Origin of the sequence: Roseivirga seohaensis subsp. aquiponti (assembly GCF_001267955.1) — a bacterium.
GTDB classification, from domain to species: domain Bacteria; phylum Bacteroidota; class Bacteroidia; order Cytophagales; family Cyclobacteriaceae; genus Roseivirga; species Roseivirga seohaensis.
In genome coordinates, this window is the sequence record NZ_JSVA01000009.1 from 1 (window position 1) to 25,631 (window position 25,631).

Sequence of the window (25,631 nt, forward strand, 5' to 3'; positions counted from 1 at the left end):
GGATAGAGTTTAAGTTCATCCAGCCCGGTAAGCCCACTCAAAACGCGCTTATCGAACGGTTCAACAAAACTTATCGAAATGCTGTGCTGGACAGTTACCTGTTTGAATCACTCGATGAAGTAAGGATGATTACTGATGATTGGATTAAAGATTATAACCAAGAGCGACCCCATGACGCCCTAGGAGGCTTAAGTCCAGCAATGTATAAGAACAAAAACGAAAAGCTTCTTGGCCTTCGTTCCGCTACGCTCCACTTAGGCCAAGAAGCTTTAAACAATCAATATATTTTATAATTTAGAACCGTACTAAAAATGGGGAGCCTACAATTCCCAATTCCAGATTTTTGTTTTTTGAGATTAAGTGTACAAACCAATCGCTATCAAAGTCCACCTTAAAGTCGAATAGTTTTGTGTAAAAATCTCGACTGGCCGCTAAATTGTCCGAGCAGATATTCGTCATTATTCGATTAATTGCCTTCATATTTTTCTTTTGTAGTTCAAGTTTAGACTTGAGTCAATTTAGTGTTTTTAGATAGTTCAATATTTCTTCCGAGGTAGTAATCATTTTAGCTTCTATCTGTTCGGTTAGTTTGGCCAAATTGTTGAAATCAGGATTTTCAACTAAAACCGCTTCAAGAATTGAGTATGCTGGCATTTCGTCTTTGTCATTGTTCCACTTTGTGCTTTTTGATAATTCCCAGTATTTCTTTTGAATCGGCTTTGTATTTCCAAGTAGCCAAACCTCAAACCTCATTTCTAAGTGATTTAATACTAGTCCGAGTTTTAGTTTTTTAGTTTTTAAAAAAACGTTCGAATAGTAAAAATATGTGTAGTCCATATATCCGTGAAGAATTCCCGTAAACGAATATTTATCAGAAAGCCCTTTAATAAATTCCGTTCTCAACTTCATAACAAATTTGACTAATTCGTTATAAGCAACTAAGATGTCTCCCTTGTCTAATTGCTCTTTATAAATTGCGACATATTTATTCAAGTCCTCCATTTAAATATCTCTAAAACTCTTCCGTTTCGTTGTTTTTTAAGTTTAAGCACAGCAGTATACATCAGTCACATTTATGACTGAGAACCATAAATATATTCATTTTTATGACTGACATACCAGTCACTGCTTAGCTTATAATTTGAAAACAACCCTGTAAATATGTTGAGGGAGTGCATTAACTTTCCAAAAGTTCTCCTTATTGAACCTTGATTATTAAAAGATGATGGGTGGAGTAGCCAGTTAACTTTTGGAAAGTTTATTTTCCCATATCCTCAGCCAAATACTGAGCGGTGTAATTGTCTTTGAGTTTGATCATTTCTTCTGGGGTGCCAGTAAAAGTGATATTACCGCCTTCTTGGCCGCCCTCTGGACCAAGGTCAATAATCCAGTCGGCCAGTTTAATGACTTCGGTGTTGTGCTCAATAATAATGACGGAATTGCCTTGTTCAATCAGTGCATTGATGGCTTTCATCAGTTTACTAATATCATGGAAATGAAGACCTGTGGTCGGTTCATCAAAAATGAAAAGAATGTGCTCCTTGTCATTCGATTTTCCTTTTCCTAAATAGAAAGCCAGTTTCACCCTTTGCGCTTCGCCTCCACTGAGCGAATTGGAAGACTGCCCTAAACGGATATAGCCCAAGCCCACTTCTTGCAGCGGCTTCAGTTTACTATGCACTGCTTTTTCATTGGCGAAGAAGTCCATAGCATCATCAATGGTCATGTCCAATACATCGGCAATGCTTTTGTCGTTATAGGTGGCTTCTAGAATTTCTTGTTTGAAACGCTTGCCTTTGCAGCTTTCGCAAGTCAGCTGAATGTCGGCCATAAACTGCATTTCAATTTTCACTACACCTTCACCTTGGCAAGTTTCGCAACGACCACCATCTACGTTAAAGGAGAAAAATGCGGGCTTATAACCGCGCTGTTTTGAAAGTGCTAAGTTGGAATATAAAGCCCTGATAGCGTCATAGGCTTTTACATAAGTAACCGGATTCGACCGAGATGATTTACCAATGGGGTTTTGATCAATGAACTCGATTTGGGTTACCTTTTTGGTGTCGCCTTCAAGCGCATCCATTTTTCCGGTTTGTTCGCCCACCGTGCCCAACATTTTACCCAATGAAGGATAAAGAATTTTCTTTACTAAGGTAGATTTTCCCGAACCACTTACCCCGGTAATTACGGTCAGCACGTCCAAGGGAATATCAACACTCACGTTTTTGAGGTTGTTTTCTCTGGCGCCTTTTATTTTGAGCGCATCACGCCATTTTCTTCTGTGTTCAGGAATTGGCAATTTTTCTCTTCCGCTCAAATAATTGGCGGTATGACCTGTGCCATTCTGAACCAATTCGTCAATCGTGCCTTGAAAAATCAACTCTCCTCCATGCGAACCTGCATCGGGTCCAATATCTATGATTTGGTCAGCCGCCTGCATTACTTTCTCTTCGTGCTCTACCACCACAACGGTATTTCCCAAATCGCGCAGGGTAAGCAGTACAGAAATCAGTCGGTCGGTATCGCGAGGGTGTAAGCCTATACTCGGTTCATCCAAAATATACATAGAGCCTACCAAGGCACTACCTAAAGAAGTGGAGAGTTTAATGCGCTGAAACTCCCCGCCCGACAAAGTGCTAGTCAATCGGTTGAGAGTAAGGTAACCTAAACCTACTCGACCTAAATACTCAAGTCGGTTCTGGATTTCTTGAAGTAACCTTTTGGCAATTTTTTCTTCATGCGCAGTAAGCGGAAGTTTTTCAAAGAAAACAGCTGCTTCTTTTACAGGCATTAGTACGATGTCGGTAATACTTTTACCGTCTACCTTTACATAAGCAGCATCTTTTCTTAATCGAGTGCCTTTGCACTCTGGGCAGTCGGTGCGGCCACGGTAACGCGAAAGCATTACGCGGTACTGAATTTTGTGTGTTTTCGACTCTAAATGTTCAAAAAACTTATTAAGCCCTTTAAAATATTTGTTGCCGGTCCAAAGCAGCTCCTTCTCTTTTTCGGTAAGTTCTGCATAAGTTCTGTGAATAGGAAAATCAAACTCAATGCCGTGTTTTAATAGCGGTTGCAACCATTTGTTCATGGTTTCGCTTCGCCAAGGAGCAATAGCACCTTCATATATCGAAAGAGATTTATCGGGAATGACCAAGTCAATATCAATTCCTAAAACCTTCCCAAAACCCTCGCAGCGCTTACAAGCACCAAAGGGGTTATTAAAGGTGAATAGGTTAACGCTTGGCTCTTCAAACAAAATTCCATCTGCCTCAAATCTGTCTGAAAAAGCCGTTCGGCCTTCACCAATCACTTCAACAATACAATCCCCTTGCCCCTCAAAAAGGGCGGTTTGTACCGAATCTGAAAAACGGAATTGTGTGTCTTCATTATGGGCCACAACACCTCTATCAATAAGAATTTCTAAGTCTTTGGAAACAATGTCCTTTTCGTCCTTGAGTAAATCTTCTATAAAATAGGGCTCGCCTTTGGCTACCACACGGGTATAACCTTTTTGTAGCAAGAGGTTCAGTTCTTCTGCTACGCTACGCTCTTCTTTCTGAATCAGCGGACAAAGAATCATCACCTTGGTGCCCTCCTCTTTGGCCATCAAAAACTCTACAATACTGGTTACGCTATCGCGGCTCACTTCTTTGCCACTTACTGGGCTATAGGTCCTTCCAATTCGGGCAAAAAGTAATTTTAGATAATCGTAAATTTCGGTAGTAGTGCCTACCGTAGACCGAGGGTTTCGGGTATTTACTTTTTGCTCAATAGCAATGGCAGGTGAAACGCCTTTAATGTAATCTACCTCGGGCTTTTCCATTCGCCCTAAAAACTGGCGGGCATATGAACTCAAGCTTTCCACATACATGCGCTGCCCTTCAGCAAAAAGCGTATCGAATGCCAGCGATGATTTTCCAGAACCAGAAAGGCCAGTAACCACTACCAGTTTATTCCTTGGAATGGCCACATCTACACTTTTGAGGTTATTTACTCTAGCTCCTTTAATAATAATGAACTCTCTGGGGTTCAGGTCATCAATAGGGGTAGGGCGGCTAAGTGTTGTTGAATTCATAAGATTGCAAAGATAACAGAGCTAACAACTAATTGTTAACTGAAAAATAATTACCTTTTTCAGAATTAAATTCTAAACTCTGGCATTATACTTGATTAAAGTTTTGCAATAGTGCTGAAGGCATTAGCCTAAAGCTTGAAAATCAAAAATTACGATCAAATATTTGTAATCTGTATTTGAATCAATACATTTGAGATTGTTACTTTCATTAATCCATTTCCAAAAACTAAACATTACCGTATGATATAAACCTCTACTTAGACCTAACAATAACTAACATGAGGAAGTACGAAGTAAGCGATAGCCAATTAATATCGCTATACAAAAACGGTAATGAAGACGCATTCGCGGAATTAGTATCACGTCACAAAAACAAAATCTTTACAACAATCTATATGATTGTAAAAGACCATGATCTTGCAGAAGATTTATTGCAGGAAACTTATGTAAAAGTGGTGAATACAGTAAAGTCTGGACGCTACAATGAAGAAGGTAAATTTTTGCCTTGGGTGAGCCGAATCGCACATAATTTAGCGATTGACCACTTTAGAAAGGCCAAGAGGTACCCTACAATTGTGATGGAAGATGGCAGCAATGTGTTCAACAGTTTAGAGTTTTCTGAAGAATCTATCGAGGATCGTCAAATAAAAGAAGATACACATGCGTTACTTAGGGAGTTAATAAAAGAGCTACCCGATTCACAGCGAGAAGTTCTTATGATGAGGCACTACATGCAAATGAGCTTTCAGGAAATTGCTGAAGTAACAGATGTTAGTATCAACACCGCCCTTGGTCGTATGCGTTATGCGCTCATCAATCTTAGAAAAAAGATGGACAAAATGAACGTTGCGTATGATAAGAACATCTACCCAGAATGACCTGATCAGATACATATATCAGGAAACCGACACAGAAGAAAATATCGAAATTCAAACTGCTGCTATTTTAAATGGCTCGCTGGCGCATGAGTTGCATGAACTTGAGCAAACAGTGAAGTCTATTACGGCAGCTGAACGAGTACCTTCTGAGTCGGCTATCGACAAAATACTAAGTTACTCTAAATCCTATGACCTTCATTCCTTGAAATAGCCTAATTTAGGGGCATGACGAGGAAGCAGAGATACGAGGCTTTTATAGCATACTTTAGTGAAAACCAACCACAGGCCGAAACGGAACTGCAATATGGCAATCCGTTCGAGCTGCTCGTGGCTGTGGTTTTGAGTGCTCAATGCACCGATAAGCGAATCAATATGGTTACGCCCAAATTGTTTCAAGATTTCCCTACCCCGGCCCATTTAGCGGCTTCTCATTTTGACGAACTTTTTCCCTATATAAAAACCGTTTCGTACCCTAACAACAAAACCAAGCACCTTTTGGGCTTAGGCAAAATGTTGGTGGAAGATTTTAATTCTGAAATTCCAGAAACCATTGAGGATTTACAGAAACTGCCCGGTGTAGGCAGAAAAACAGCTAATGTGATTACTTCTGTAATTTGGAATCAGCCCAGTATGGCGGTAGACACGCATGTATATAGAGTCTCCAAAAGATTGGGTTTGGTGAATCAGAATGCCAATACCCCCTTGGCAGTAGAAAAACAATTAGTAAAACACTTACCAAAAGAGGTGATTCCCTTGGCGCATCATTGGCTCATATTACATGGTCGCTATACTTGCTTAGCCCGTACTCCCAAATGCGAGTCATGCGCTTTAACTTCTTTTTGCCGTTATTTCGAAAAAAAGGAAGGAATAGCACGATAGCGCCCGTTGATTGTTCACCATGAAAATTCTGTATATCCACCAATATTTTAAAACGCCTCAAGAAGGTGGAGCCATTCGCTCTTACTACTTGGCCAAAGGCTTGGTGGACGAGAGTGTTGAGGTTGAAATGATTACAAGCCACAATGAAGGAATCTATCAGAAAACCGTGATTGATGGAATCACAGTCCATTATTTGCCAGTTTATTATAGCAATGATTTAGGGTTTCTTAAGCGTATTTTTTCTTTCTATTCATTTCAAAAAAAGGCCAAGCACCTGATTTCAAAAGAGAACTTGAGTTTTGACTTGGCATATTTAACTTCCACACCATTAACAGTAGGCTTGGTAGGTCTTTGGTTAAAGAAAAAATTAGGCAAACCCTATATTTTTGAAGTACGAGATTTGTGGCCCACTGCCCCGATTCAGATTGGGGCTATTAAGGCTGGTTGGTTAAAAAAGCAGCTTTATGCGCTTGAAGCTAAAATATACAACCATGCAGATAAGGTTATTGCACTTTCACCTGGCATGGAAGATTGGATTAAAGAAGTAGTTCCTGAAAAAGAAGTGCACATGATTCCAAATATGGCCGATTGCGAGTTTTTTAGTAAGGAATTAAAAGACCCAAAACTGACTTCGTTTTACCATGTAAACGATGCCTTTGTTGTTACCTATTTGGGAAGTATTGGAATTACCAATCACCTCGAGTTTTTGCTAAAAATTGCTGAAAAATGTTTGAAAGCAGGGCTAAATATAAAATTTAAAGTTGTGGGTGAAGGCTCGAAACTTCATCAAATTAAACTTGAGGCCTATTTAAAAAACCTAAGTAATGTAGAGTTTTATGGCCATCAGAATAAGGAGGGTGTGCGAAGATTACTGAACGTAACCGATGCCACATATGTCTCTTTTGCCAACATTCCTGTTTTAGGCACCAACAGCCCAAACAAAATGTTCGACAGTCTGGCTTCGGGTAAGCTTACCATTGTAAACTCAACCGGCTGGACAAAAGACTTAGTGGAAGAAAATCAATGTGGTTTCTACGCTAACCCAGAAGATCCTACTGATTTTATTCAGAAGATTACACCATTTATTAATCAACCCCAAAGGCTAGAAGAGTACAAAAACAACGCACGTAACGTGGCAGAAAAACTTTACTCTAGAAGACTCCAAGTACAGAAGTTGATTTCCGTACTTAAGTAGAGCAATAAAGGCTAGTTGTTTTTAGGTCTGTATCTGGATTGCAATAGAATGTCATTTGCGTCCGTCAATTTCATCAATTCGGTAAAGTCCAAATCCTTTTCTTCTTGATATTTCTGAACGATTCTCCAACCCATCCACTGGCCAATTCTACCAGGGCAAATGGGGTCAATTTCAGGAACTCCCGGGCGTTCATCAATATACTTCGTCAAATTGAGGGGATCTTTATTGTATAACAATGCATTATCAACAAAATACGACCAAAGAAAGCCTTCGCTTCGAATTGAAGAGGCTAAAGTTTCGCTATCATAGCCCATAATCAAACTATCGGGCAAGCATGGCAACATAGTTTTAGTAAACTCAAGTGCCTTTCCATAATAAACCATTTCCTCTAAAATAGTGCGCTCACCATTATCAAAAGTATCGTTGAATTTCAATGAGGTGAACTGAACAATGTGCGGAACCAGATGCTCTGGAGTTAATCTAACTAACAAATAATCATACACATTTGGTCGGTATGACGCTTCTGGCCCTAAATAATAATCAATTCCAATAACCACTAGGGAATCCGAAAAAAACACATCGTTACCAAAGGCAGAGTAAACAGTTTGAACTTTGGGCACTTTGTATTCTGGATAGTAAGACTTGATACGCTTAAAAGCTATTTCTAAATCTTGCTCTAATTGGGCTTCATTTATAATCTGCTTGGTTTGCTGATAGAGTGTATCCACAAAAGGGTTTTTTATGAGATTGAAAACCTCTGTAAGCATCTCAGCTTTAGACGGATAATCGGCCGCTAAAAAGAAGTAATCGCGTACCACAGGATTTTCTTCAAAAAAAGCACTCAATGCCGCAGTATCTTCTACCGAATGAATTTGGTCTACCAAACTCTTATAGTCCAAATCAAGGTCTATATTTGGAATGTCTTTGCAAGGGTCGTCTTTGCCACAAGCCATTACCAACAAGAAAACGAAACTAATAATCCAGCTTTTGTTCATACTTAATTTTAAATGACAAAAGTATTCATTTATTTTATTCCCCATGAGGAAATTCACTTTTGCAGCAGTTCTGTTAACCTTATTTAGTATATCAGCACTGGCACAAGATTATAACATAGGCATTAAATTAGGCCCTACACTTACTTATTCAAAACCAAGTACGGATGGTGCAAGCACGAATTACGATGATAACGGTTCTTCCGTTCAGTTTTTAATTGGTGCTTTTGTAGATTACCAGTTTAAAGAAAACTACTTTTTCAGTGCAGGAATTAATTATGCTTCCAAAGATTTTGGAGTAACTGCTCGATCAACCAATAGCATAGCCAATGTAATTGGAGCTGCCGATTTTAGCCAAGAGTTTTTGCAGGTTCCGGCTTTATTGAAACTTTACACAAATGAAGTAATCCTCGACACAAAAATCTACTTCAATTTTGGAGTGGTGCCTGAAATACGCCTGAGCAACTCTCCCAAATCCGACAATTCAGATATCATTCGCGAATTCAGAAGCTTTGATGTGGCAGGGAATTTTGGCGGAGGCTTAGAACGAACTATTGGCGTTAATACTCGCCTTTACGCTGGCCTTTTCTATAATTTAGGTTTCATTAATCAGGTAAAAACTCAAAACGAAACCTACGATGAGCTAAGCCTTAAAAACAGGCTGTTTGCATTAGAAGTTGGAATTAAGTTTTAAATGGGCATAATACGCTTGATCAAGTGAAGCTTTCAAGGGATTTATAAATCTGAAGAGCAACTATATAAAGCCCTGCCTCGTCTCCCCAAGCCACCTTTTCTATCTTGGACATTCCTTCCACATATACATCTGCCCAAGTGTCTAAGGTTTTTACATTAGAGTGCCCCATTAAAGCTCGAATAACACGAACTAAGTCGGGGTAGAACTCTATATGAATACCCACATTGTTTAGGCCAATAACCATCTGACGATACTTAAGGTCTTGTTTTATTAGATGCAAGGCGAGGGCTTTTTTATCCATAACAATTAGTTTAAACGTTTGTAATCTTCACTCAAAATTAAAATTTTTATCGTTAAACACAATTATTAGTTCATTATACGATATAATAATTAAGCAAAACGACATCTTGATTTATCACTAGTAGTTTTAATTTTCCTATTTTGGCCAATAATTTGCGTTAAACGATGATTTTATGGCTGATAAAAAAATTTACAACCGTATTAAGGCGGTATTAGCAGAGAAGGGAAAAACTAATAATTGGCTTTCCGAACAAACAGGGAAAAATATAACCACTGTCTCTCGCTGGTGTACTAACGATATGCAACCTACTATGGAAACCCTGTTTACTATTGCCAAAACACTAGACGTAGACGTTAGAGAGTTATTAGTAAGAACAAAAGAATAACTTATCGGTACACCTGATGAGTTTAGCCCTCCTCTTTTCAGAGTTATTTTATCTGCGCTTTTTGTTAAGTTTGAGTTAATGTATTGGTTCAACCATTAACCCAATGAACAAATATGTAATCATTTGATTACTAAAACAAACATATGATAACATTATTTTAATTATGTCAGTAAATGATCGAGTGGAGCTATTGATGAGGCACTTTGGGTTATCTGTAAATTCAATGGCTAAAAAACTGAATTTCAGTCGTACTACAATTCATAATATAGTTTCTGAAAATGGCAGACGCACATCTCCCAGTCATGACTTCTATTCAAAACTGAAAGAATCATATGAGAACATAAATTTAAACTGGCTTGTTACTGGAGAAGGTGAAATGTTACTTGATAATGAACCACTATTGGCAGCCGACTCCGCAGTAGAATACAAGGTTCTAGAACCGAAAAAGACTGATTTACAAGAGGCTTTAGCAGAAATAAAAAAAGAGCTACAATCTGTAAATCAACGAATTGACAAATTAGAGAGAGACCAATAGGCCTGAGCACTCAAAACTGCGGTTAATAAGAGAACTTTAATCTCGCGCCTATAAAGTAGTTTCTACTTGGTGCTGGCTGAAAGTAGCGATTGCCAAAAGCGTTAAGGTCGTTGCCCAAACTATAATCCACATCAAAAATATTGTTCACCCCTCCAAACACCTCCCATTGCGCCTTTTTCTTTTTAGGGATAAGGTAACTGTAATTCATATTCCATAGGTTGTAAGGTCTTGAATATACCGTGTTCGCATCGTTGAGGGGAATAGCGTCTGAATAATGATAACTTAGGTTCACGTCTAGGTTGTAAATGAAGCTCGCATTTACTTGTAGGTTCACTACATTTTTGGCCGTTCCGGGTAAAGCGTTTCCTGAGAAATCATCGCCATCATTCACATAATTTTTATATTCAAAAGCATGAAAAGTGTATGAAAGCGATGTACTCAAATTCTGCAAAGACTGTTTTTCATCTTTAATCCATTCGCCCAAAAGCTGCCATTCTAATCCTTGCTGAATGTTTTTTCCTGCATTTCTAAAGAGCACAACACCATCACCATTAGTATAAGATGAAATAGATTCCTTTAGGTCGAACCTAAAAATGGCCATGTCGAATGAAAGCCGAGAATTCAGCAAAGTGCCCCGTACATTCCATTCATAATTGGTGCCTTTTTCAGGTTGAATGTCGCGGTTAATGCTGCCCTCATTGGTACGTACTTCAGTGGTGGTTGGGGGTGAAAAGCCCTGCGAAATACTGAAGTGAACCGATAGATCTTCATTCAATTTTTTCGATACCCCTAGCCTTGGCGACCATACCGTTTCGAATTCCTTATTGAACTGAGTAGGATTGTTATTCACTTTATCCACCAAGCGATTAATGTCATAATTCAGTGCATTTCGGCTAAGACCAGCGGTGACAAAAAGATCTTTCATAGGTTCTATTTTAAAAGAACCAAACAAAATGGACTGCCTAGAATTGATGTCATCTTCAAAGTTAATGGTGTCTGCTTGACCCATCACGTTTCCAAAGTTCTTCCCTGAAAAAAAGGACTTCTGAAACTCTGCCCCAACTACAAACGAGGCGGGTTTTTCAGCCAAAATAACATCCCTACTCACCTCCATTCTTCCTCCCAAAATATCTTGTTCGTCTTGTTTATAGTCCAGAATAAATGGGTTTTCGAAGTCCATCTTCGAACCAAAAACGGACATTTTCCCTTTCCAGGCCCTGCCCCACTCTAACTCCTGTCCCAATTTCATAAGCCAATACTGATTATCAACAGAAGCATTTCTGTCTATACTTCCCGGCCTCGATTGCCTCCTGTTTTCACTTCGTTGTAAAGGATTTAGGGCTCCGGGTATTTCATAGAACAGGTTTGAGTATAGCCATGAAATCGAAAAGGTCTGTTTGTTATTCGGAAAAAATAAGGCATCCATTTCCAAAATACGCCTGTCCATTGCGTTGTGCTCTCTATAGCCGTCTGCTTTTTGAATGGCTGCTTTTACGGTAAGACTGTTTTTCTCGCTCAACTGATTGAAAATCACATCCGCTTTTTGCATTCCATAAGAACCCACCATGGCCGATGCCTGTATACTATTGTTCAGATCGCCCGGCACTGTACTTTTTAGTTTGATTACTCCGCCTGTTCCTGCGCCATAAATACTACTTGCAGGGCCTTTGATAATTTCAATTCCAGAAATATTGTTAAGGTCGAGCAAGTTGATAAAGGTATTTCCTCCGGGTTCAGTAAAGGGGATGTCGTTCCAATACACCTTCACATTTCGCACACCAAAAGGAGAGCGAACCGAACTTCCACGAATAGAAATGCGATAGCTTGCTCCGGCCCTTTCTTCGAAACGAATGCCAGGGACAGAATTAACAGCTTGCACTAAAGAGCTTCGATCGAAGCGTTGTAAATCCCTCAGTCCAATGGTTGAAATGGCACCTGCTTGCTCGCTAAGATCAGTGTTTTCCAAAAAGCCTTCTACCTCTACACTTTGTAAGTTGGTTGTATTTGGGCTAAGCGTAATGGTTTGCCAAGAGTCTACTTTGATCTCAATTTCCGTAGTTTTAAAACCGACATGAGAAATATTGACTTTACTGTTCTCTGTAATTTCAAGCACTACAATACCCCGTTGGTCGCTTACCTTCACTTGGCTTGTGCCTAGTACATTCACTAAGGCTCCTTCTACGGGTTCGGCATTCTTGCCTAAGAGTATTATTCCCGTTTGGGCCTTGGTTAAAAAACTTATACTCAAAAAGAATAGCACCAAAACTAACTGAGCATGCTTCATAATATATTTTGATTTCCGACCTCTCTTTGCAACGTAATTTTCCACACTCGAAGATCGGATTTTTTGTGGATTGAGAACACTTTGCCACCCTGTTTTAAAGGATTTCAGGCTTAGTTATTTCGAAATAGTGTAAGTGGTTTTTTCTTTGTCGATTTCTACTTCTGATAATATGAGTTGGGTGAGCGTATCACCGTATTCCATAATTTTATCGATAAGCTTCTGTAACTGCAGCCTGTCTTTTGCAATGATTTCTAGCTGAACATTCTGACCACCCGTAATTCTATAAGCTCTTTTTACTTCAGGGTAAGTTCCTACAACACTTAAAAAAGACTTGAGTTTGCCGTGAAATACCTTCACCGAGATAAAAGCCTCAATATCATACCCAAGTAAACGACTGTTGATTTCTACTGTATAATTAGAAATCACCCCTTTCTCTTCTAGCTTTTGCACACGCTCTCTTGTGGCAGAAGGGGAAAGACCAACAAGCCTCCCGATTTCGGCAAAGGAAAGCCTTGAGTTTTTCTCTAAAACCTTCAGGATTTTTAAATCTAAAACATCAATCATTGAATCAACTGCTAATCGTTAACAAAACCATTCATAAAACTGAAATATCTAATTTACACAATTCAATCCGTTTTATAATGAAGCAACCACAAAAGAACTTTGTGAGAAAATAACTTTAATACAAAATGAAAAAACTTAATCCATTTCACTTGGCTATTCCTGTTCAAAACTTGGAAGTATGCCGAGAATTTTATGGTCGAGTCTTAGGTTGTGCCGAAGGAAGAAGCGCTGAAAAGTGGGTCGACTTCAATTTTTTTGGCCATCAACTCGTCATTCACAAAACCTCTAAGGATCAAGAAATCGACAAAGCTCAATCTAACCCTGTAGACGGACATGATGTTCCCGTTCCTCACTTTGGTGTAGTATTAGACTGGAGCGAATGGGTGGATTTGTCGGAACGGTTAAAAGCCGAAGAAATCCATTTCGTTATAGAACCATATGTCCGTTTTAAAGGCGAAGTTGGAGAACAAGCGACCATGTTTTTTCTAGATCCTGACGGCAACGCTCTAGAGTTTAAAGCTTTCAAAAATATCGATCAATTATTTGCCAAAGGTTAAACCCCTTAAAATCGACAGTTTTTGCGATTGCGAATTCAACCGATTCTTGGCAGACGTTTGAAAGTAAAGTACAAATCCGATACATTTAATCACTAGTTACATGGTAGAACAGCCGTTTTGCCATGTAATTGGCTTCCATCATGAATCAATTTTGTATGAAAAAGACTTATTCGATACTCACTTTAATAATTTTAGCCACGTCACTTCATGCGCAAAGCGATGTATACTTTGCCTCCACGCCTAGCCTAAATCCAGATGGTTCGGAGGTTATTTTTGCTTATGAAGGCGATTTATGGAAAGTAGCTACCGCTGGTGGAACTGCCAGCCGAATTACAGCCATGGACGGCAATGAGAGTTACCCGCGCGTGAGCCCCGATGGCAAATGGATTGCTTTCTCTTCGGAACAATACGGAAATAACGACATCTACTTGATGCCCTATAACGGTGGCGAAATCAAGCAACTGACTTTCAATTCATCGAACGACCAGATGGAAACCTGGGCCTGGGACAGCAAAACGATTTACTTCCAGTCTAACCGTTACAATAGTCGATCGGCTTATTCGGTATCGGTTGACGGAGGAACACCTAAGCGCCTTTTCGAACATTACTTTAACTGGCCACACAACTTGGCCATTCACCCCGATGGTACAATTTATTTTAACGAAAGCTGGGAAAGCAGCAATCAAGTAGCCCGAAAGCGATACAAAGGCGCCTTCAATCCAGAAATTAAATCGTACAATCAAAAGACAGGCGATTTTAAGGTGCACACCAATTACGATGGAAAAGACATGTGGGTAACAATCGACCGAAAAGGGAATTTATACTTTGTGTCGGACGAAGCCAATGAGCAATACAATTTGTATGCGCTTGCAAATGGCAATAAAACTCAGTTAACCAGTTTCAATACTTCTATTAAAACGCCACAAGTAAATGCGAATGGTGGCAAGGTCGTTTTTGAAAGAGATTACCAGCTATATGTTTACGATGTAGCCAGTAGGAAGAGCGAGAAACTCAAAATCTCGATTTTCGAGAACACTACTTTGGCGAAGACCACAGACTTTAACACCAACGGAAATATTTCTGCCTTCGATATTTCTGGAGATGAAAAGAAAATGGCCTTTGTATCGAGGGGCGAGCTATTCGTTTCGGACATCAGCGGTAAGTTTATACGGCAGGTAAGCACTAATCCTAAGGAAAGAGTAACCGAAGTAAAGTGGCTTAAAGACAACAAAACTTTGATTTATACGCAAACAGTAAAGGGTTACACCAACCTTTTTAGCATTGATGCGGCTGACCTACAAGCCAAAGAAAAGCAACTGACACAAGATGATCAATCGGCCAGAAACCTTGAGCTCAATAAAGAAAAAACGCAGGGGGTTTACCTAAGCGGAATTAATGAAGTGCGTTTGCTAGACTTAAGCACACTAAAAAGCGAAACCATTGCTACTGAAGAACTTTGGGGGCTGTACAATCCAATACCAAGATTCTCGCCCGATGGCCAGTACATTGCCTTTACGGTTAGAAACGATTTCGAAGATGATGTTTACCTCTATCATATTCCTTCCAAAAAATTAACCAATTACACGAATACTGGCGTACCAGAAACCAGTCCATTTTGGGGGCCTGACGGCAAATACCTCTATTTCGTTTCAGACAGAACCAAGCCGAGTTACCCTTTTGGTATGCAGAATGGCAGAGTGTACCGAGTGCCACTTTCTCGTCAAGAAGAAGCCTTTAAATCAGATAAACTGAACGAGGTTTTTGAAAAAGAGAAGAAAAACGACAGCAGCAAAGTGGCGGTTTCAATCGACTTTGAACAGGACTGGCTGAGAAGTTTAGAGCGAATGAGTCCTAATTTTGGGGCACAGAGCAACCCCGTAGTAATCAAATCTGGTGACAAAACCCATGTGATTTATTCTTCTAACCACGATGAAAATCAGCGTTCGCTTTGGGTAACGACCATTGAACCATTTGAAAGAAACAAGACAGAAAAAATTGCTGGAACTGGCCGTGTAGGTGGCGACATTATTACGGTTAACAAAACGCATTACTTGTTGAATGCCGGTGCCATAAGCAAGCTAAACCTAGCGCAGAATAAGGTGAGCAGTATTGAAACTGACTTTACATTCAGAAAATCGCTACGCAACGAATTCGACCAGATGTATGATGAAACTTGGGCGGGCATTGAAGAGAACTTCTACAACGAAACCTTTCATGGTGCCGATTGGCCAAAGCTTAGAACACAGTACGCCCAATTTCTTCCGCATGTAAAAAGTAGAGATGAATTACGTGTGCTTCTGAATGATTTACTAGGCGAATTAAACTCTTCACACATGGGCTTTAATTCTGGAGGAAGAGAAGAACGCACTTATTATAACACCCAAAGCTTGAATTTAGGAGTACTATTCTCAAACGAAAACCCATATGAAATAACAAAAGTGGTTAGTGAAGGGCCAGCCGATTATTCGAGTAAGAACATACGAAAAGGCGACATTATCACTTCGATTAACGGTATGGAAGTCGATTCGAAAATGAACCGTGAGTATTACTTGGCACAGCCTTCGGTAGACGAGGAAATTACGTTGGGCATAAAACGAGGAAAAGAGAACTTAACCGTGAAAGTGCATCCTTCTAGCATGGGCGTCTTGCGTGGCAACTTGTATGACGAATGGATTGCCGACAACCAAAGCAAAGTAGATAAAGCCACCAATGAGCAAGTGGCTTATGTTCACATGAAAAACATGAGCACAGGTTCGCTAGAGGATTTCCTAATCGAAATGACTTCCGAAGGTCATAACCGCAACGGACTTATTTTAGATTTGAGATACAATACGGGTGGAAATGTTCATGACGAAGTGCTTAAGTTCCTTTCTCAAAAGCCTTATTTGCAATGGAAGTTTAGAGAAGGAAAACTTACTACTCAGGCCAATTTTGGAGCAGGCGCCAAGCCAATGGTACTCTTAATTAACGAGCAATCGTTGAGCGATGCAGAAATGACTGCGGCAGGCTTTAAAGAACTTGGTTTGGGTAAAATAATAGGTACCGAAACTTACCGCTGGATTATTTTCACAAGCTCGGCAGGTTTGGTCGATGGCTCTTCTTACCGCTTGCCTTCTTGGGGTTGTTACACCATGGACGGCAAAAATCTGGAAAGCGAAGGCGTAAGCCCAGACATTTTGGTAAACATGGATTTTAAAGACCGCATTAATGGCAGAGATCCACAGCTCGATCGAGCTATTGAAGAAGTGTTGAAGCAACTGAAAAATTAGCACCATGACATCATATAAACTCTTTGATTCCAAAGAGGAGTTGCTACAAAGGCTAGGAGATGAAGGGCGAAAGATTATTAGAATTGGGGACAAAAAGATTTGCTTAGTTTTATACCAAGGAGAATTCCACGTGTTTGACCATCTTTGCCCTCATAATCAGCATTCTTTGCTTGAAGGGGCAATTAATTATAAAAATGAAGTGGTTTGTCCGCTTCATGCATATCGTTTTAGTTTGAAAGATGGGATGGAATGTGAACAAAGAACAAAGCCACTAAAAATTCATTCTTTAAAAATTGAAAATGATGGTGTTTTTCTGCAAGTCAATGATTGATTTCACGATTAAAAACTAATTCACTAATATTAGTCCAGTTTTGGCAGGTTCATCATACATTCTTCAGCCCATCGACACCCAAAAGCGGGTAATATCTCTAGATATTTTGAGGGGACTAGCCGTGCTCGGTATTCTATTAATGAGTATTCAGAGTTTTGCAATGCCACCTTCTGCCTACTTGAACCCAACCTCTTTCGAAAACCTAGAAGGCATAAATTTCTACGTTTGGTTATTGAGCCATGTATTTGCCAATGAAAAGTTTCTGGCCATTTTAGCCATGCTTTTTGGCGCTAGCATTATTCTAATCTCTCAAAAAGCAAAAAAAGAGCATTTGCGATCGGGCAACTTACAGTACCGCAGACTTTTTTGGCTACTTATTATTGGTGTTTTTCATGCATACCTGCTTTGGTACGGAGATTTGCTTGTCGCTTTTTCCATTTGTGGCTTCTTTATGTTTGCTTTCCGAAGCAAGAGTAAAGCCTATCTTTTTAGGGCCGGAATAATATTTCTTGTACTTGGTTCGGCACTTAAACTTTTATTGGCGTACAGCATTCCGTTTTGGGAATCAGGTCAGTTTATGAAGCTTGAAGAAGAAGTTTGGAGGCCAAGTGCGGCTACAATTTCTTACCAGATTGACCATTACACTAGCAGTTGGGAAAGGCAAATGCTGATTAGAGTTCCTGAGGCATTAAACATGCAAACCAAAGTGTTTCTATCGGAAATATTTTGGAAAGTAAGCGGACTTATTCTCTTAGGCATGGCCTTTTACAAAAAAGGGGCACTTACCACAAAACAATCTAAAAAGTACCTATCTAAAATGGCCATCTATGGTATTGGAATCGGACTACCAATGGTAATTGGAGGGGTGATACTTGATTTCCATTATCGTTGGGATTTCGAATTGAGTTACTTCTATTTTTCTCAATTTAACTATTGGGGCAGTGTTTTATTGGCCATTGGCTATTGTGGTATAATCGCATTAATCTGTAAGATTTCCACCCGAAGCATTATTGCCAAAAGCCTTTCTTATGTAGGTAGAATGAGTCTTTCCAACTACCTGTTTCAGTCCATCATTTGCAGTTTTATATTTTACGGACATGGCTTAAGCCTCTATGGCGATTTAGACCGCTCGGCCCAAGCGGTAGCTGTATTGGTTATCTGGATTTTCCAGATTGCCTTTTCCACCATTTGGCTTAGCTATTTTCAATATGGCCCGTTTGAATGGATTTGGCGATCGCTCAGCTATGGACGTTTACAGGCCATTCGAAAAGTAGATTAAACCGCAGATTTAGAATCTATCAATTCATCCTGAGTATTTGATTTTACCGCAAAGTTAAACCCTTTGTGAATTCCATAAGCTCCATACTCTCCTGTTTTGCTTAAAGCCAAAAAGCCCACCTGCAAATCCATATAGTTGTTTTTGTACTTTCTTATAATTCGATCTACGGCTTCTTTACAGGCTTCTTGCGGAGGATAACCTTGGCGCATCAGCTCAACAATCATGTGTGACCCACAAATCTTAATCACAAATTCGCCTAAACCAGTGGCAGTGGCAGCTCCAATTTCATTATCCACATATAGGCCTGCTCCGATAATTGGAGAATCACCTACTCTACCGTGCATTTTCCAAGCTGCCCCGCTAGTGGTACATGCGCCAGAAAGATCACCGTCTGCATCTAAAGCCAACATACCGATGGTGTCGTGGTTTTCGACATTAATTTTCGGTTTGTAATCCTGATTTTTAAGCCAATTTTTCCAAGCCTTTTCAGCATTTGGTGTAAGCAGGTTTTCTTCTTTAAAGCCCTGCTCCAAAGCAAATTTTTTGGCGCCCTCACCTACCAACATCACATGAGGTGTATCGTCCATCACCTTTCTTGCCACAGAAATAGGGTGCATAATGTTTTGAAGAAAAGCGACTGATCCACAGTTTTCGTTATGGTCCATAATACAAGCATCAAGCGTTACGATGCCATCGCGATCTGGAAAACCACCAATTCCTACCGTAGCATTATCAGGGTCGGCTTCGGTAATTCTTACCCCTTGTTCCACAGCATCAACGGATTTCCCTCCTTTAGACAAAATCTCCCAAGCACCTACATTGGCTTGCATTCCGTGGTTCCAGGTAGAAATAACAATGGGCTTTTGGCCTGCTTTGGCTGGGGTGGCACAAGCCAAAGTGGATAGACTTCCGGTGGTTACTGCAAGGCCTCCTAATATGCCCGACTTGATGAATTTTCTGCGATTGCTCATGGTAAAAATTTTAGGAAGTTAAAAAAATGTACCGACCTGTGACATACCTTTTCACATTGATTTTATATTTGTTTGAATCTCAATATCTTCCCGAATGAAAAAAATAGTAGCGATTCTTGGTGTATTCGCCATCTTGGCCTCTTCATGCCAATCTAATTCTTATGAAGATCTGGCGGTTAGTTCGGTTCAAATTGTTCCTCAGCCTCAAAGTATTGAAACCACAAATAACGAAACGATGGTGATTTCTTCGGGCTTAACCATTGTAGCCGTAAATGAAGAAGAACAAAAAATCGCCAATTATTTGAAAGACTATCTCACTGAAATTAATTGGACGGTGAAAATTAAAGAAGATACACCAAGCAGTAATTTCATTGCTATTCAACAAAAATCAATTGGTTCAGATAACCCCGAAGCCTATGTACTGAGTACTACTAAAGAGGGTGTTAAAATAGAAGCCGCTAATGGCAAAGGCTTGTTCTATGCCGTTCAATCATTAATTCAAATGCTGCCCCTCAATGGAGAAGCTGTGAAACTCCCTGTAATGAAAATTAATGACGAACCTCGGTTCGTATATCGTGGAATGCACCTTGATGTAGCTCGCCATTTTTTCCCCGTAGAGTTCATAAAAAAGTACTTGGACATGATGGCCTTTTACAAAATGAACAACTTTCATTGGCACCTTACCGAAGATCAAGGTTGGAGAATTGAAATCAAGCAATACCCTAAACTTACCGAAGTGGGCAGCATGCGTAAAGAAACCATGGTAGAAAAAAACTTTAGTCCGTATGTAGGTGATGGCACTCCTCACGGTGGTTTTTATACTCAAGAAGAGGTGAAAGAAATTGTGGCTTACGCCATGGAAAGGCAAATCAATGTAATTCCTGAAATTGAAATGCCGGGACATAGCATGGCAGCTTTAGCAGCTTACCCTGAACTGGGCTGTACGCCTGGCCCTTTTGAAGTAGGTACCATTTGGGGTGTATACAAAGACATCTACTGCCCAAGCGAAGAAACGTTCACTTTCTTAGAAAATGTGCTTTCAGAGGTAATAGAGCTTTTTCCTGGTCAGTATATCCACATTGGCGGTGATGAAGCTCCAAAAGACCGATGGAAAGAAAGTGCTGTGGCACAAGCGGTGATCAAACGCGAAGGTTTGAAAGATGAATTCGAGTTACAAAGTTATTTCATCAGAAGAATCGAAAAATTCTTAATCAGCAAGGGGAAAAAACTCATCGGGTGGGACGAAATTTTAGAAGGAGGTTTAGCTCCTGAAGCCACGGTAATGTCGTGGAGAGGTGAAGCCGGAGGCATTGAAGCGGCAGAGCAAGGCCATGACGTAATTATGACACCAAACAGTGTTGCTTACTTTGACCACTACCAAGCAGGCCCAGAAGGTGAGCCATTGGCCATTGGTGGTTTTACTACGCTTCAAGATGTGTATGATTACGAACCAATTCCTGAAGAGCTTTCTAAAGAGAACCAAAAACATGTGCTGGGTGCTCAGGCCAATGTTTGGACAGAGTATATGAAAACCTCTGATCATGTGGAATACATGGTTTTTCCGCGTATGCTGGCCCTTTCAGAAACGGTTTGGACGAAGCCTGAAAATAAGAACTGGGAAAGATTTCAGAAGAAGCTAAAATACCAATACCAGCTGCTCGATTCAAAGAACATAAATTATCATGTGGCTGCTCCGGCAGGTTTGAAGCAAGGCTTAACACTTTCCGAAAAAATTGAGATTGAACTTTCTGTGCCGTATTCAGACGCAAAAATTTTCTATACAACAGATGGAAGTCAGCCTTCGGAAAATTCAATAGAATATACCGCTCCATTCATTCTGAACATAGCTGAAAAAGAATTGCAAGTAAAAGCGGTAACCGTTACTTCTACAGGAAAATCCAGTCCTATCGTTCAGGGAGTTTACAAGAAAGCTGAGTTGGTTGAATCCATAAACCCTCTAAAAGTAGATAATGGATTACAAACCATGCTTTACAAGCGAAACTATTCAAGTGTAAGCCAAATTGAGGGAAAAGCTTCTTCTACTTTTGTTTCCGAAAATGTTGTCTTGCCTACTAATCAACCAAATCAATTTGGGTTGGTGTTCCAGGGTCTCATCAATGTTCCTACTGATGGCATTTACATTTTTTACACCACTTCTGATGATGGTAGTGTACTTAATATCGATGGGCAAAAGGTGGTTGATAATGATGGTCCACATGGCGCTCAGGAACGAATGGGAGAAATTGCCTTAAAGGCTGGCTATCATAATTTTCTACTCAAGTATTTTGAAGCTGGAGGGGGTGAAACTTTGTCGGTTGCCTTTCAAGGCCCAGGTATAGAAAAACAAGCAATTCCGGCTAACATGTTTAAACATTAGGCTTCGCATTTATTCGATTCTGAATGCTCACACCAAACCGCGAAAAGCATATTTCACGACACACAATATCGACCTAAAAAATCCGTCCGTAGTGCTATCAATAGGCGGGTGTAATTCGCCTAACTCAATTGAACAGGCAGATTAAAAATGAAGAAAACTATGCTTTGGCAACTCATTTATTTTAAAGATATTGGATAGGTCAAACTCAAAAAACACTATCATGTCATTCTCCTATATTCGAATGGCTTCACGAAGCCGAGTTAAAAACAGCGTTTTTCTTTGCTCGGCACCTCTAGTTTTAACCTAGGCATAGTTGTTTTAAAGGTGAATTTTCAAACCCTGAAAATTGCCGAATTCACACCTACGAATACACTGCGTTATGAATAAAACATTTAGGAAAAACATCTTACTAGCCCTTGTACTGACTACATTTTCTCTGTTCAGTTGCGACCGGAGAAATGATGAAGATCGATTTCAGGCCGAAATCCGCTATTTCATTTTGGAGCATTTGGATAATGATATTGCCTATAACCCCGTTCGTTTTCAGCGTATAGACAATGATTTTCTATCGTCTGATATGACATTAATGACTTCCGTTTTAGCCATTCAAGATACGGTGAGAACAAAGGTAAACATGGCATTAAACTTTTCTGTAGAATTTGAAAGCCCTGTTATCCAAGCCTTTCTTAGCATGGAAAACAATTTCGAAATCGATTTGATTGATGAGTTAATTCTGGAAAACGTCAAATTAGACAACGCGCTTAAGGCCAAACTTAAATCAAGCCAATCAACTTTCCCCGAAAACTATCGTGCACAGCAGCAGCTTTTCAACGATCAGCTTTTCGATATTAACAATGCGTTGAGTCACTTTAACCTTTCAGCTTATCATATTGACCTCAGCGGAAAAACTTCTACTTTTTACTTACACGAATACCAACTTAACCAAGCGCAAAGCATCACCACGGTTTTTGAATTAAATACAGAGAGTTTAGAGGTACTTTCTTTTAAAGATATTTAGGCTCATTGACTGGTCTGCTTATTGAATAAAATGTCGGAATAGTTTATTCTTTTTTCAATAATTTATTAGCTTTCATATTGATATGAAAGCAAACCACCTTAAGTCCCTCGCAGCAGTAATTTTTTCAATATTCGCGCTAGCCTCCTGTTCTTCAAACAGTTCCACTGACAGTGAAAACTCAAACCTTGAAGGGAGTTACGAGCTGGTTAAAGTAGATTCTTTAATGGTACCTGTTTTAGAACCACTTCAGATCACCGATTATAACCCAAAAACGAATCGTTTCTTAGCCTATGGTACTCAAAGTAAGGCATGCATGGAGATTGATGCAGAAGGAAATGTACTCAGCTCAGTCGATCTGACAGGTGAGGGGCCAGGGCACTTTGGTCCTGGAATGAGTGGCTTGGGCTATTTAGGCACAAATATAGTTGTAGAGGGAGCTGGCGCTTACTATTTCTTCGATACCGACTGGAATTACCTTGAAAAATTCACTCCTGGCTCTAGCTATATTCCTTTAGGCTATATTAGCGGAAAGCCTGATGTAGTAGAAATAAATGGCGTAAACACTGTTATCAAAGCTAAGAGTCAGAACTATAATGGAGGTATTAAGTTAAAAGAAGATCATTTTAATACTGCTATGATGTTGGAGGCATTTAATTCTAAAAGCCAAGAACCAACAGAATTGTTACCTTATCCAGAAAATTCAATTTACAGGACTAGTGAGCTTTATTTTGACGGACATGAGCCTAAAATTAGCTATAATAAGCAGAAGGAAGAACTGATTTTAGTGTTGCCTTTGGAGCCGAAAATGTACAAATATGAACTCAAGAATAACCGGTTCGAATTTGTGAGTACATCGAATCTGGATTTGAAAAATTTCAGAACACCACAAGGTATACCTTATGAAGATCAGCATAAGAACCCACTCAAAAATTTCGGCAGGTCTAACGAGTTAAATTATGTTTATAGAGAACTGAATAGTAGTGTTTTAGATGTAAGTAGTTATGGTGAAATTACCATGATTAGGCATAAAACAGGGGCTAAAGAACCAACCAGTCTAACTAATTACATGGAAGCATCTAAATATGCTGACTCTGAAAGCGAAGCTCTTTATTCCTTTTTCGTTCAGGATAAAAAAGTGTTGGAAATCAATGATGATCTTGGCAGATATGTAAGATTAAGTGAAACTCAATTTTTAGTACCTTATGTAAACGAGGAAGAGGAACTCGATTATAATAAATTCTATATTTATGAGCTTAAGAAAATAGAATGAGTTTAATCGGAAACATAATCTGGATCGTATTTGGGGGCTGGATGATCGCCTTGGAATACATTATTGGCGGTATTGTCTTATGTCTTACCATTGTAGGAATTCCATTTGGAATTCAGTGCTTTAAACTGGCTATTGTAGGCTTTGCACCTTTTGGGCAGCAAGTTCAACCGGGCAGAACGCTTACGGGCTGCCTTTCGCTTCCGCTAAATATTATCTGGTTTATTTTTGGTGGCTTCTGGGTCTTTCTTACCCATCTTTTTTGGGGCGTTATCTTCTGCATTACTATCATCGGTATTCCTTTCGGAATGCAACACTTCAAACTCGCAGGTTTGGCCTTTGCTCCGTTTGGGAGGGGCATTTGAAACAGTTGTAAAATTTTTCCGTATATTTATATATTCAGTAAAATTTTACAGCAATGGAAGACTATAAAAGCTCTGATCCAACCCAGATTTTAGAAGAACCACAAGTGGTTTACCAAACCTTTGAAAAGTATTTCGGTTTACTTGGGCTCAAACCATTTGCCGAAGTATTCACTCCCATTAATGTACTTCCCCAAGAAGCCCAAGAAATTCACGCTTTGTTCGATGAGCCAATTTATATGCACAGGCTTTCAAGGTTAGCCTATCCACAATCGGTCTATCGGGTGTTGAAAGAAAACCTAAATCTCACCAATGAAGATTACCAATCAATTATGGGGCATACTTGGGCATCCGTAAGAAATCGCAGCTCAAATGATTTGGTTTCCAACGAGCATTCTGAAAAGCTGCTTCACAATACACAGGTTTTGCTAAAAGGGGTAGAGGTTTTTGGTGATGTTCCCCCCTTGAATAACTGGCTAAGAAAGTTCAACCCATTTTTAGATGCTCGTCCCATAGATTTACTCGGTACCGTTACTGGTTCCGAAATGGTTTTAGATGAACTGATCAGGCTACAAGAAGGCAGTGTTGCATGAATGTTTGGCGCGTTTCTTACATAAGTAGTTTAGGGGGTTCCGATGTACCCGGCAGATGGAATGAGAAAGGCATCAAGGTGCTATACACATCGGCCAACCCTTCCCTTTGTTCATGGGAATATTTTGCGCACAAAGTGGGTGAAAAAGACTGGCCCATTAACTTGAAACTTTTGGAGCTAAGCATTCCCAATGAGCATCCAGATATTGTAAAACTACCAATCAACAAATTGACCGAGGGTTGGAACGGATTGGCCTACAAACGCAATGTTCAGAAAACGGCACGACAAGAACTGCTTCATAAAAACAGGTTGGGTATTTGGGTGCCAAGTGTGGTGATTCCCGAAGACTATAACCTTATTCTAAACCCGAACTATGCTGGCTTTGAAAGCCTAATTAAGCGTAAATCCATTTTCCCATTTGAATACGACCAGCGTTTTAAAGTTATTTTTGAATAAAATAGGCTCACTTCAAAGTTTTTCTTTAAGCACCTAACATTTCAATTTTGCATCCGCTTTCCATGTTTCCGGAAACTACACAAGTGCAATCAGGTTTAACCCTAAGCATTGAAGTTCCAACCTGTGTAGCTTCAAAGCGGGCACTTACCGCATATTCAAAATTAACGCCCGGAACCTCAAAGGAGAAGCCTGAAGACCCAGGGTTCACTGTTATCTCTCTCCATGGGTTTTTAGGAAAATCAGTTGTTTCTGTCGGCTTTTGAAAAATAGTGATATGGCTCGGGTGGTTCGACTGATTTTCTACGGTCATCGTAATGGTAAACACGCTCATGTTTTTAAATTTTCCATGAATATAGAACTATTACAT

27 protein-coding genes are annotated in these 25,631 nt (G+C 39.7%); 18 read left to right on the forward strand and 9 right to left on the reverse strand.

Going from position 1 to position 25,631, the window contains the following annotated elements; all coding sequences use genetic code 11:
• Positions 1 to 293 (forward strand): integrase core domain-containing protein (locus OB69_RS08635; RefSeq protein ID WP_157608522.1); only part of this gene is annotated, 293 nt, incomplete at its 5' end.
• Between the two features lies 1 nt (position 294).
• Here OB69_RS08635 and OB69_RS18985 read toward each other — a convergent pair.
• From OB69_RS18985 to uvrA, 3 genes are all read right to left on the reverse strand, one after another.
• Positions 295 to 480 carry a VOC family protein gene (locus OB69_RS18985; protein ID WP_082338130.1) on the reverse strand — a complete coding sequence of 62 codons (186 nt, stop codon included), beginning with the start codon at positions 478 to 480 and terminating at the stop codon, positions 295 to 297.
• A gap of 33 nt (positions 481 to 513) precedes the next feature.
• The gene (locus OB69_RS08640) at positions 514 to 993 is read right to left on the reverse strand and encodes a DUF7000 family protein (protein ID WP_221404867.1); all 480 of its coding nucleotides are present in this window, start codon (positions 991 to 993) and stop codon (positions 514 to 516) included.
• Between the two features lie 265 nt (positions 994 to 1,258).
• Positions 1,259 to 4,078 carry an excinuclease ABC subunit UvrA gene (gene uvrA, locus OB69_RS08645; RefSeq protein ID WP_053223322.1) on the reverse strand — a complete coding sequence of 940 codons (2,820 nt, stop codon included), beginning with the start codon at positions 4,076 to 4,078 and terminating at the stop codon, positions 1,259 to 1,261.
• A 278-nt stretch (positions 4,079 to 4,356) separates the two neighbouring features.
• On the opposite strand from uvrA, the gene OB69_RS08650 reads away from it, so the two are divergent.
• The 4 genes from OB69_RS08650 to OB69_RS08665 are packed head-to-tail and all read left to right on the forward strand — an operon-like array spanning position 4,357 to position 7,030.
• Positions 4,357 to 4,956 (forward strand): RNA polymerase sigma factor, encoded by a 600-nt coding sequence (locus OB69_RS08650; RefSeq protein WP_053223323.1) that lies wholly within the window; start codon positions 4,357 to 4,359, stop codon positions 4,954 to 4,956.
• Positions 4,931 to 5,167 carry a hypothetical protein gene (locus tag OB69_RS08655; protein WP_053223324.1) on the forward strand — a complete coding sequence of 79 codons (237 nt, stop codon included), beginning with the start codon at positions 4,931 to 4,933 and terminating at the stop codon, positions 5,165 to 5,167. Before OB69_RS08650 ends, OB69_RS08655 begins: the two co-directional genes overlap by 26 nt.
• A 14-nt stretch (positions 5,168 to 5,181) precedes the next feature.
• Positions 5,182 to 5,835 (forward strand): endonuclease III, encoded by a 654-nt coding sequence (nth, locus tag OB69_RS08660; RefSeq protein WP_053223325.1) that lies wholly within the window; start codon positions 5,182 to 5,184, stop codon positions 5,833 to 5,835.
• Between the two features lie 19 nt (positions 5,836 to 5,854).
• Complete coding sequence (locus OB69_RS08665) at positions 5,855 to 7,030, forward strand: glycosyltransferase family 4 protein (protein ID WP_053223326.1); 1,176 nt, start codon at positions 5,855 to 5,857, stop codon at positions 7,028 to 7,030.
• An 11-nt stretch (positions 7,031 to 7,041) separates the two neighbouring features.
• Here OB69_RS08665 and gldB read toward each other — a convergent pair whose 3' ends face one another.
• Positions 7,042 to 8,025, reverse strand: coding sequence for a gliding motility lipoprotein GldB (gene gldB, locus OB69_RS08670; protein WP_157608523.1), 984 nt, complete (start codon positions 8,023 to 8,025; stop codon positions 7,042 to 7,044).
• Positions 8,026 to 8,068: 43 nt separating this feature from the next.
• Here gldB and OB69_RS08675 point away from each other — a divergent pair, with 43 nt between their 5' ends.
• A complete protein-coding gene (locus OB69_RS08675; RefSeq protein WP_053223328.1) occupies positions 8,069 to 8,716 on the forward strand; it encodes a porin family protein in 648 nt (215 codons plus the stop codon).
• 19 nt (positions 8,717 to 8,735) lie between these two features.
• Here the strand turns inward: OB69_RS08675 and OB69_RS08680 are convergent, their stop codons facing one another.
• On the reverse strand, positions 8,736 to 9,017 hold the full coding sequence (locus OB69_RS08680; protein ID WP_053223329.1) for a hypothetical protein: 282 nt from the start codon (positions 9,015 to 9,017) through the stop codon (positions 8,736 to 8,738).
• Between the two features lie 172 nt (positions 9,018 to 9,189).
• Here OB69_RS08680 and OB69_RS08685 point away from each other — a divergent pair, with 172 nt between their 5' ends.
• Both OB69_RS08685 and OB69_RS08690 read left to right on the forward strand, forming a co-directional pair.
• The gene (locus tag OB69_RS08685; protein ID WP_053223330.1) at positions 9,190 to 9,402 is read left to right on the forward strand and encodes a helix-turn-helix domain-containing protein; all 213 of its coding nucleotides are present in this window, start codon (positions 9,190 to 9,192) and stop codon (positions 9,400 to 9,402) included.
• A 223-nt stretch (positions 9,403 to 9,625) separates the two neighbouring features.
• A complete protein-coding gene (locus OB69_RS08690) occupies positions 9,626 to 9,937 on the forward strand; it encodes a hypothetical protein (protein ID WP_157608524.1) in 312 nt (103 codons plus the stop codon).
• Between the two features lie 22 nt (positions 9,938 to 9,959).
• Here OB69_RS08690 and OB69_RS08695 read toward each other — a convergent pair whose 3' ends face one another.
• On the reverse strand, positions 9,960 to 12,221 hold the full coding sequence (locus tag OB69_RS08695) for a TonB-dependent receptor (protein ID WP_053223332.1): 2,262 nt from the start codon (positions 12,219 to 12,221) through the stop codon (positions 9,960 to 9,962).
• 114 nt (positions 12,222 to 12,335) lie between these two features.
• On the reverse strand, positions 12,336 to 12,785 hold the full coding sequence (locus OB69_RS08700) for an Lrp/AsnC family transcriptional regulator (protein WP_053223333.1): 450 nt from the start codon (positions 12,783 to 12,785) through the stop codon (positions 12,336 to 12,338).
• A 125-nt stretch (positions 12,786 to 12,910) separates the two neighbouring features.
• On the opposite strand from OB69_RS08700, the gene OB69_RS08705 reads away from it, so the two are divergent.
• The 4 genes from OB69_RS08705 to OB69_RS08720 all read left to right on the forward strand — a co-directional run bounded on the left by OB69_RS08705 (position 12,911) and on the right by OB69_RS08720 (position 18,221).
• A complete protein-coding gene (locus tag OB69_RS08705) occupies positions 12,911 to 13,342 on the forward strand; it encodes a VOC family protein (RefSeq protein WP_053223334.1) in 432 nt (143 codons plus the stop codon).
• Positions 13,343 to 13,497: 155 nt separating this feature from the next.
• Positions 13,498 to 16,611: a S41 family peptidase gene (locus OB69_RS08710; protein ID WP_053223335.1), complete on the forward strand. Its 3,114-nt coding sequence runs from the start codon at positions 13,498 to 13,500 to the stop codon at positions 16,609 to 16,611.
• Between the two features lie 4 nt (positions 16,612 to 16,615).
• A complete protein-coding gene (locus OB69_RS08715; protein ID WP_053223336.1) occupies positions 16,616 to 16,942 on the forward strand; it encodes a Rieske (2Fe-2S) protein in 327 nt (108 codons plus the stop codon).
• Between the two features lie 40 nt (positions 16,943 to 16,982).
• Positions 16,983 to 18,221: a DUF418 domain-containing protein gene (locus OB69_RS08720; protein WP_157608525.1), complete on the forward strand. Its 1,239-nt coding sequence runs from the start codon at positions 16,983 to 16,985 to the stop codon at positions 18,219 to 18,221.
• Here OB69_RS08720 and OB69_RS08725 read toward each other — a convergent pair.
• On the reverse strand, positions 18,218 to 19,192 hold the full coding sequence (locus tag OB69_RS08725) for an isoaspartyl peptidase/L-asparaginase family protein (RefSeq protein WP_053223338.1): 975 nt from the start codon (positions 19,190 to 19,192) through the stop codon (positions 18,218 to 18,220). The genes OB69_RS08720 and OB69_RS08725 overlap by 4 nt on opposite strands.
• Before the next feature lie 94 nt (positions 19,193 to 19,286).
• On the opposite strand from OB69_RS08725, the gene OB69_RS08730 reads away from it, so the two are divergent.
• From OB69_RS08730 to OB69_RS08755, 6 genes are all read left to right on the forward strand, one after another.
• Positions 19,287 to 21,569 carry a family 20 glycosylhydrolase gene (locus tag OB69_RS08730; protein ID WP_053223339.1) on the forward strand — a complete coding sequence of 761 codons (2,283 nt, stop codon included), beginning with the start codon at positions 19,287 to 19,289 and terminating at the stop codon, positions 21,567 to 21,569.
• A 379-nt stretch (positions 21,570 to 21,948) separates the two neighbouring features.
• Positions 21,949 to 22,587: a hypothetical protein gene (locus OB69_RS08735; RefSeq protein WP_053223340.1), complete on the forward strand. Its 639-nt coding sequence runs from the start codon at positions 21,949 to 21,951 to the stop codon at positions 22,585 to 22,587.
• Positions 22,588 to 22,669: 82 nt separating this feature from the next.
• The gene (locus OB69_RS08740) at positions 22,670 to 23,857 is read left to right on the forward strand and encodes a hypothetical protein (protein WP_053223341.1); all 1,188 of its coding nucleotides are present in this window, start codon (positions 22,670 to 22,672) and stop codon (positions 23,855 to 23,857) included.
• Entirely contained in the window at positions 23,854 to 24,219 is a 366-nt protein-coding gene (locus OB69_RS08745; protein WP_053223342.1) for a YccF domain-containing protein, read from the forward strand. The genes OB69_RS08740 and OB69_RS08745 overlap by 4 nt, the downstream gene beginning before the upstream one ends.
• Positions 24,220 to 24,272: 53 nt before the next feature.
• Positions 24,273 to 24,809 carry an antitoxin Xre/MbcA/ParS toxin-binding domain-containing protein gene (locus tag OB69_RS08750; RefSeq protein ID WP_053223343.1) on the forward strand — a complete coding sequence of 179 codons (537 nt, stop codon included), beginning with the start codon at positions 24,273 to 24,275 and terminating at the stop codon, positions 24,807 to 24,809.
• Complete coding sequence (locus tag OB69_RS08755) at positions 24,806 to 25,264, forward strand: RES family NAD+ phosphorylase (protein ID WP_053223344.1); 459 nt, start codon at positions 24,806 to 24,808, stop codon at positions 25,262 to 25,264. Before OB69_RS08750 ends, OB69_RS08755 begins: the two co-directional genes overlap by 4 nt.
• Positions 25,265 to 25,289: 25 nt before the next feature.
• Here the strand turns inward: OB69_RS08755 and OB69_RS08760 are convergent, their stop codons facing one another.
• Positions 25,290 to 25,595 carry a hypothetical protein gene (locus OB69_RS08760; RefSeq protein ID WP_053223345.1) on the reverse strand — a complete coding sequence of 102 codons (306 nt, stop codon included), beginning with the start codon at positions 25,593 to 25,595 and terminating at the stop codon, positions 25,290 to 25,292.
• Positions 25,596 to 25,631: the final 36 nt, after the last annotated feature.

Excerpts from the sequence above, each read along its gene's own strand:
- OB69_RS18985 (WP_082338130.1), bottom strand. The coding sequence starts at position 480 with ATGAAGGCAATTAATCGAATAATGACGAATATCTGCTCGGACAATTTA.
- uvrA (WP_053223322.1), bottom strand. The coding sequence starts at position 4,078 with ATGAATTCAACAACACTTAGCCGCCCTACCCCTATTGATGACCTGAAC.
- OB69_RS08650 (WP_053223323.1), top strand. The coding sequence starts at position 4,357 with ATGAGGAAGTACGAAGTAAGCGATAGCCAATTAATATCGCTATACAAA.
- OB69_RS08655 (WP_053223324.1), top strand. The coding sequence starts at position 4,931 with ATGATAAGAACATCTACCCAGAATGACCTGATCAGATACATATATCAG.
- nth (WP_053223325.1), top strand. The coding sequence starts at position 5,182 with ATGACGAGGAAGCAGAGATACGAGGCTTTTATAGCATACTTTAGTGAA.
- OB69_RS08665 (WP_053223326.1), top strand. The coding sequence starts at position 5,855 with ATGAAAATTCTGTATATCCACCAATATTTTAAAACGCCTCAAGAAGGT.
- gldB (WP_157608523.1), bottom strand. The coding sequence starts at position 8,025 with ATGAACAAAAGCTGGATTATTAGTTTCGTTTTCTTGTTGGTAATGGCT.
- OB69_RS08675 (WP_053223328.1), top strand. The coding sequence starts at position 8,069 with ATGAGGAAATTCACTTTTGCAGCAGTTCTGTTAACCTTATTTAGTATA.
- OB69_RS08680 (WP_053223329.1), bottom strand. The coding sequence starts at position 9,017 with ATGGATAAAAAAGCCCTCGCCTTGCATCTAATAAAACAAGACCTTAAG.
- OB69_RS08685 (WP_053223330.1), top strand. The coding sequence starts at position 9,190 with ATGGCTGATAAAAAAATTTACAACCGTATTAAGGCGGTATTAGCAGAG.
- OB69_RS08690 (WP_157608524.1), top strand. The coding sequence starts at position 9,626 with ATGGCTAAAAAACTGAATTTCAGTCGTACTACAATTCATAATATAGTT.
- OB69_RS08695 (WP_053223332.1), bottom strand. The coding sequence starts at position 12,221 with ATGAAGCATGCTCAGTTAGTTTTGGTGCTATTCTTTTTGAGTATAAGT.
- OB69_RS08700 (WP_053223333.1), bottom strand. The coding sequence starts at position 12,785 with ATGATTGATGTTTTAGATTTAAAAATCCTGAAGGTTTTAGAGAAAAAC.
- OB69_RS08705 (WP_053223334.1), top strand. The coding sequence starts at position 12,911 with ATGAAAAAACTTAATCCATTTCACTTGGCTATTCCTGTTCAAAACTTG.
- OB69_RS08710 (WP_053223335.1), top strand. The coding sequence starts at position 13,498 with ATGAAAAAGACTTATTCGATACTCACTTTAATAATTTTAGCCACGTCA.
- OB69_RS08715 (WP_053223336.1), top strand. The coding sequence starts at position 16,616 with ATGACATCATATAAACTCTTTGATTCCAAAGAGGAGTTGCTACAAAGG.
- OB69_RS08725 (WP_053223338.1), bottom strand. The coding sequence starts at position 19,192 with ATGAGCAATCGCAGAAAATTCATCAAGTCGGGCATATTAGGAGGCCTT.
- OB69_RS08730 (WP_053223339.1), top strand. The coding sequence starts at position 19,287 with ATGAAAAAAATAGTAGCGATTCTTGGTGTATTCGCCATCTTGGCCTCT.
- OB69_RS08735 (WP_053223340.1), top strand. The coding sequence starts at position 21,949 with ATGAATAAAACATTTAGGAAAAACATCTTACTAGCCCTTGTACTGACT.
- OB69_RS08740 (WP_053223341.1), top strand. The coding sequence starts at position 22,670 with ATGAAAGCAAACCACCTTAAGTCCCTCGCAGCAGTAATTTTTTCAATA.
- OB69_RS08745 (WP_053223342.1), top strand. The coding sequence starts at position 23,854 with ATGAGTTTAATCGGAAACATAATCTGGATCGTATTTGGGGGCTGGATG.
- OB69_RS08750 (WP_053223343.1), top strand. The coding sequence starts at position 24,273 with ATGGAAGACTATAAAAGCTCTGATCCAACCCAGATTTTAGAAGAACCA.
- OB69_RS08755 (WP_053223344.1), top strand. The coding sequence starts at position 24,806 with ATGAATGTTTGGCGCGTTTCTTACATAAGTAGTTTAGGGGGTTCCGAT.
- OB69_RS08760 (WP_053223345.1), bottom strand. The coding sequence starts at position 25,595 with ATGAGCGTGTTTACCATTACGATGACCGTAGAAAATCAGTCGAACCAC.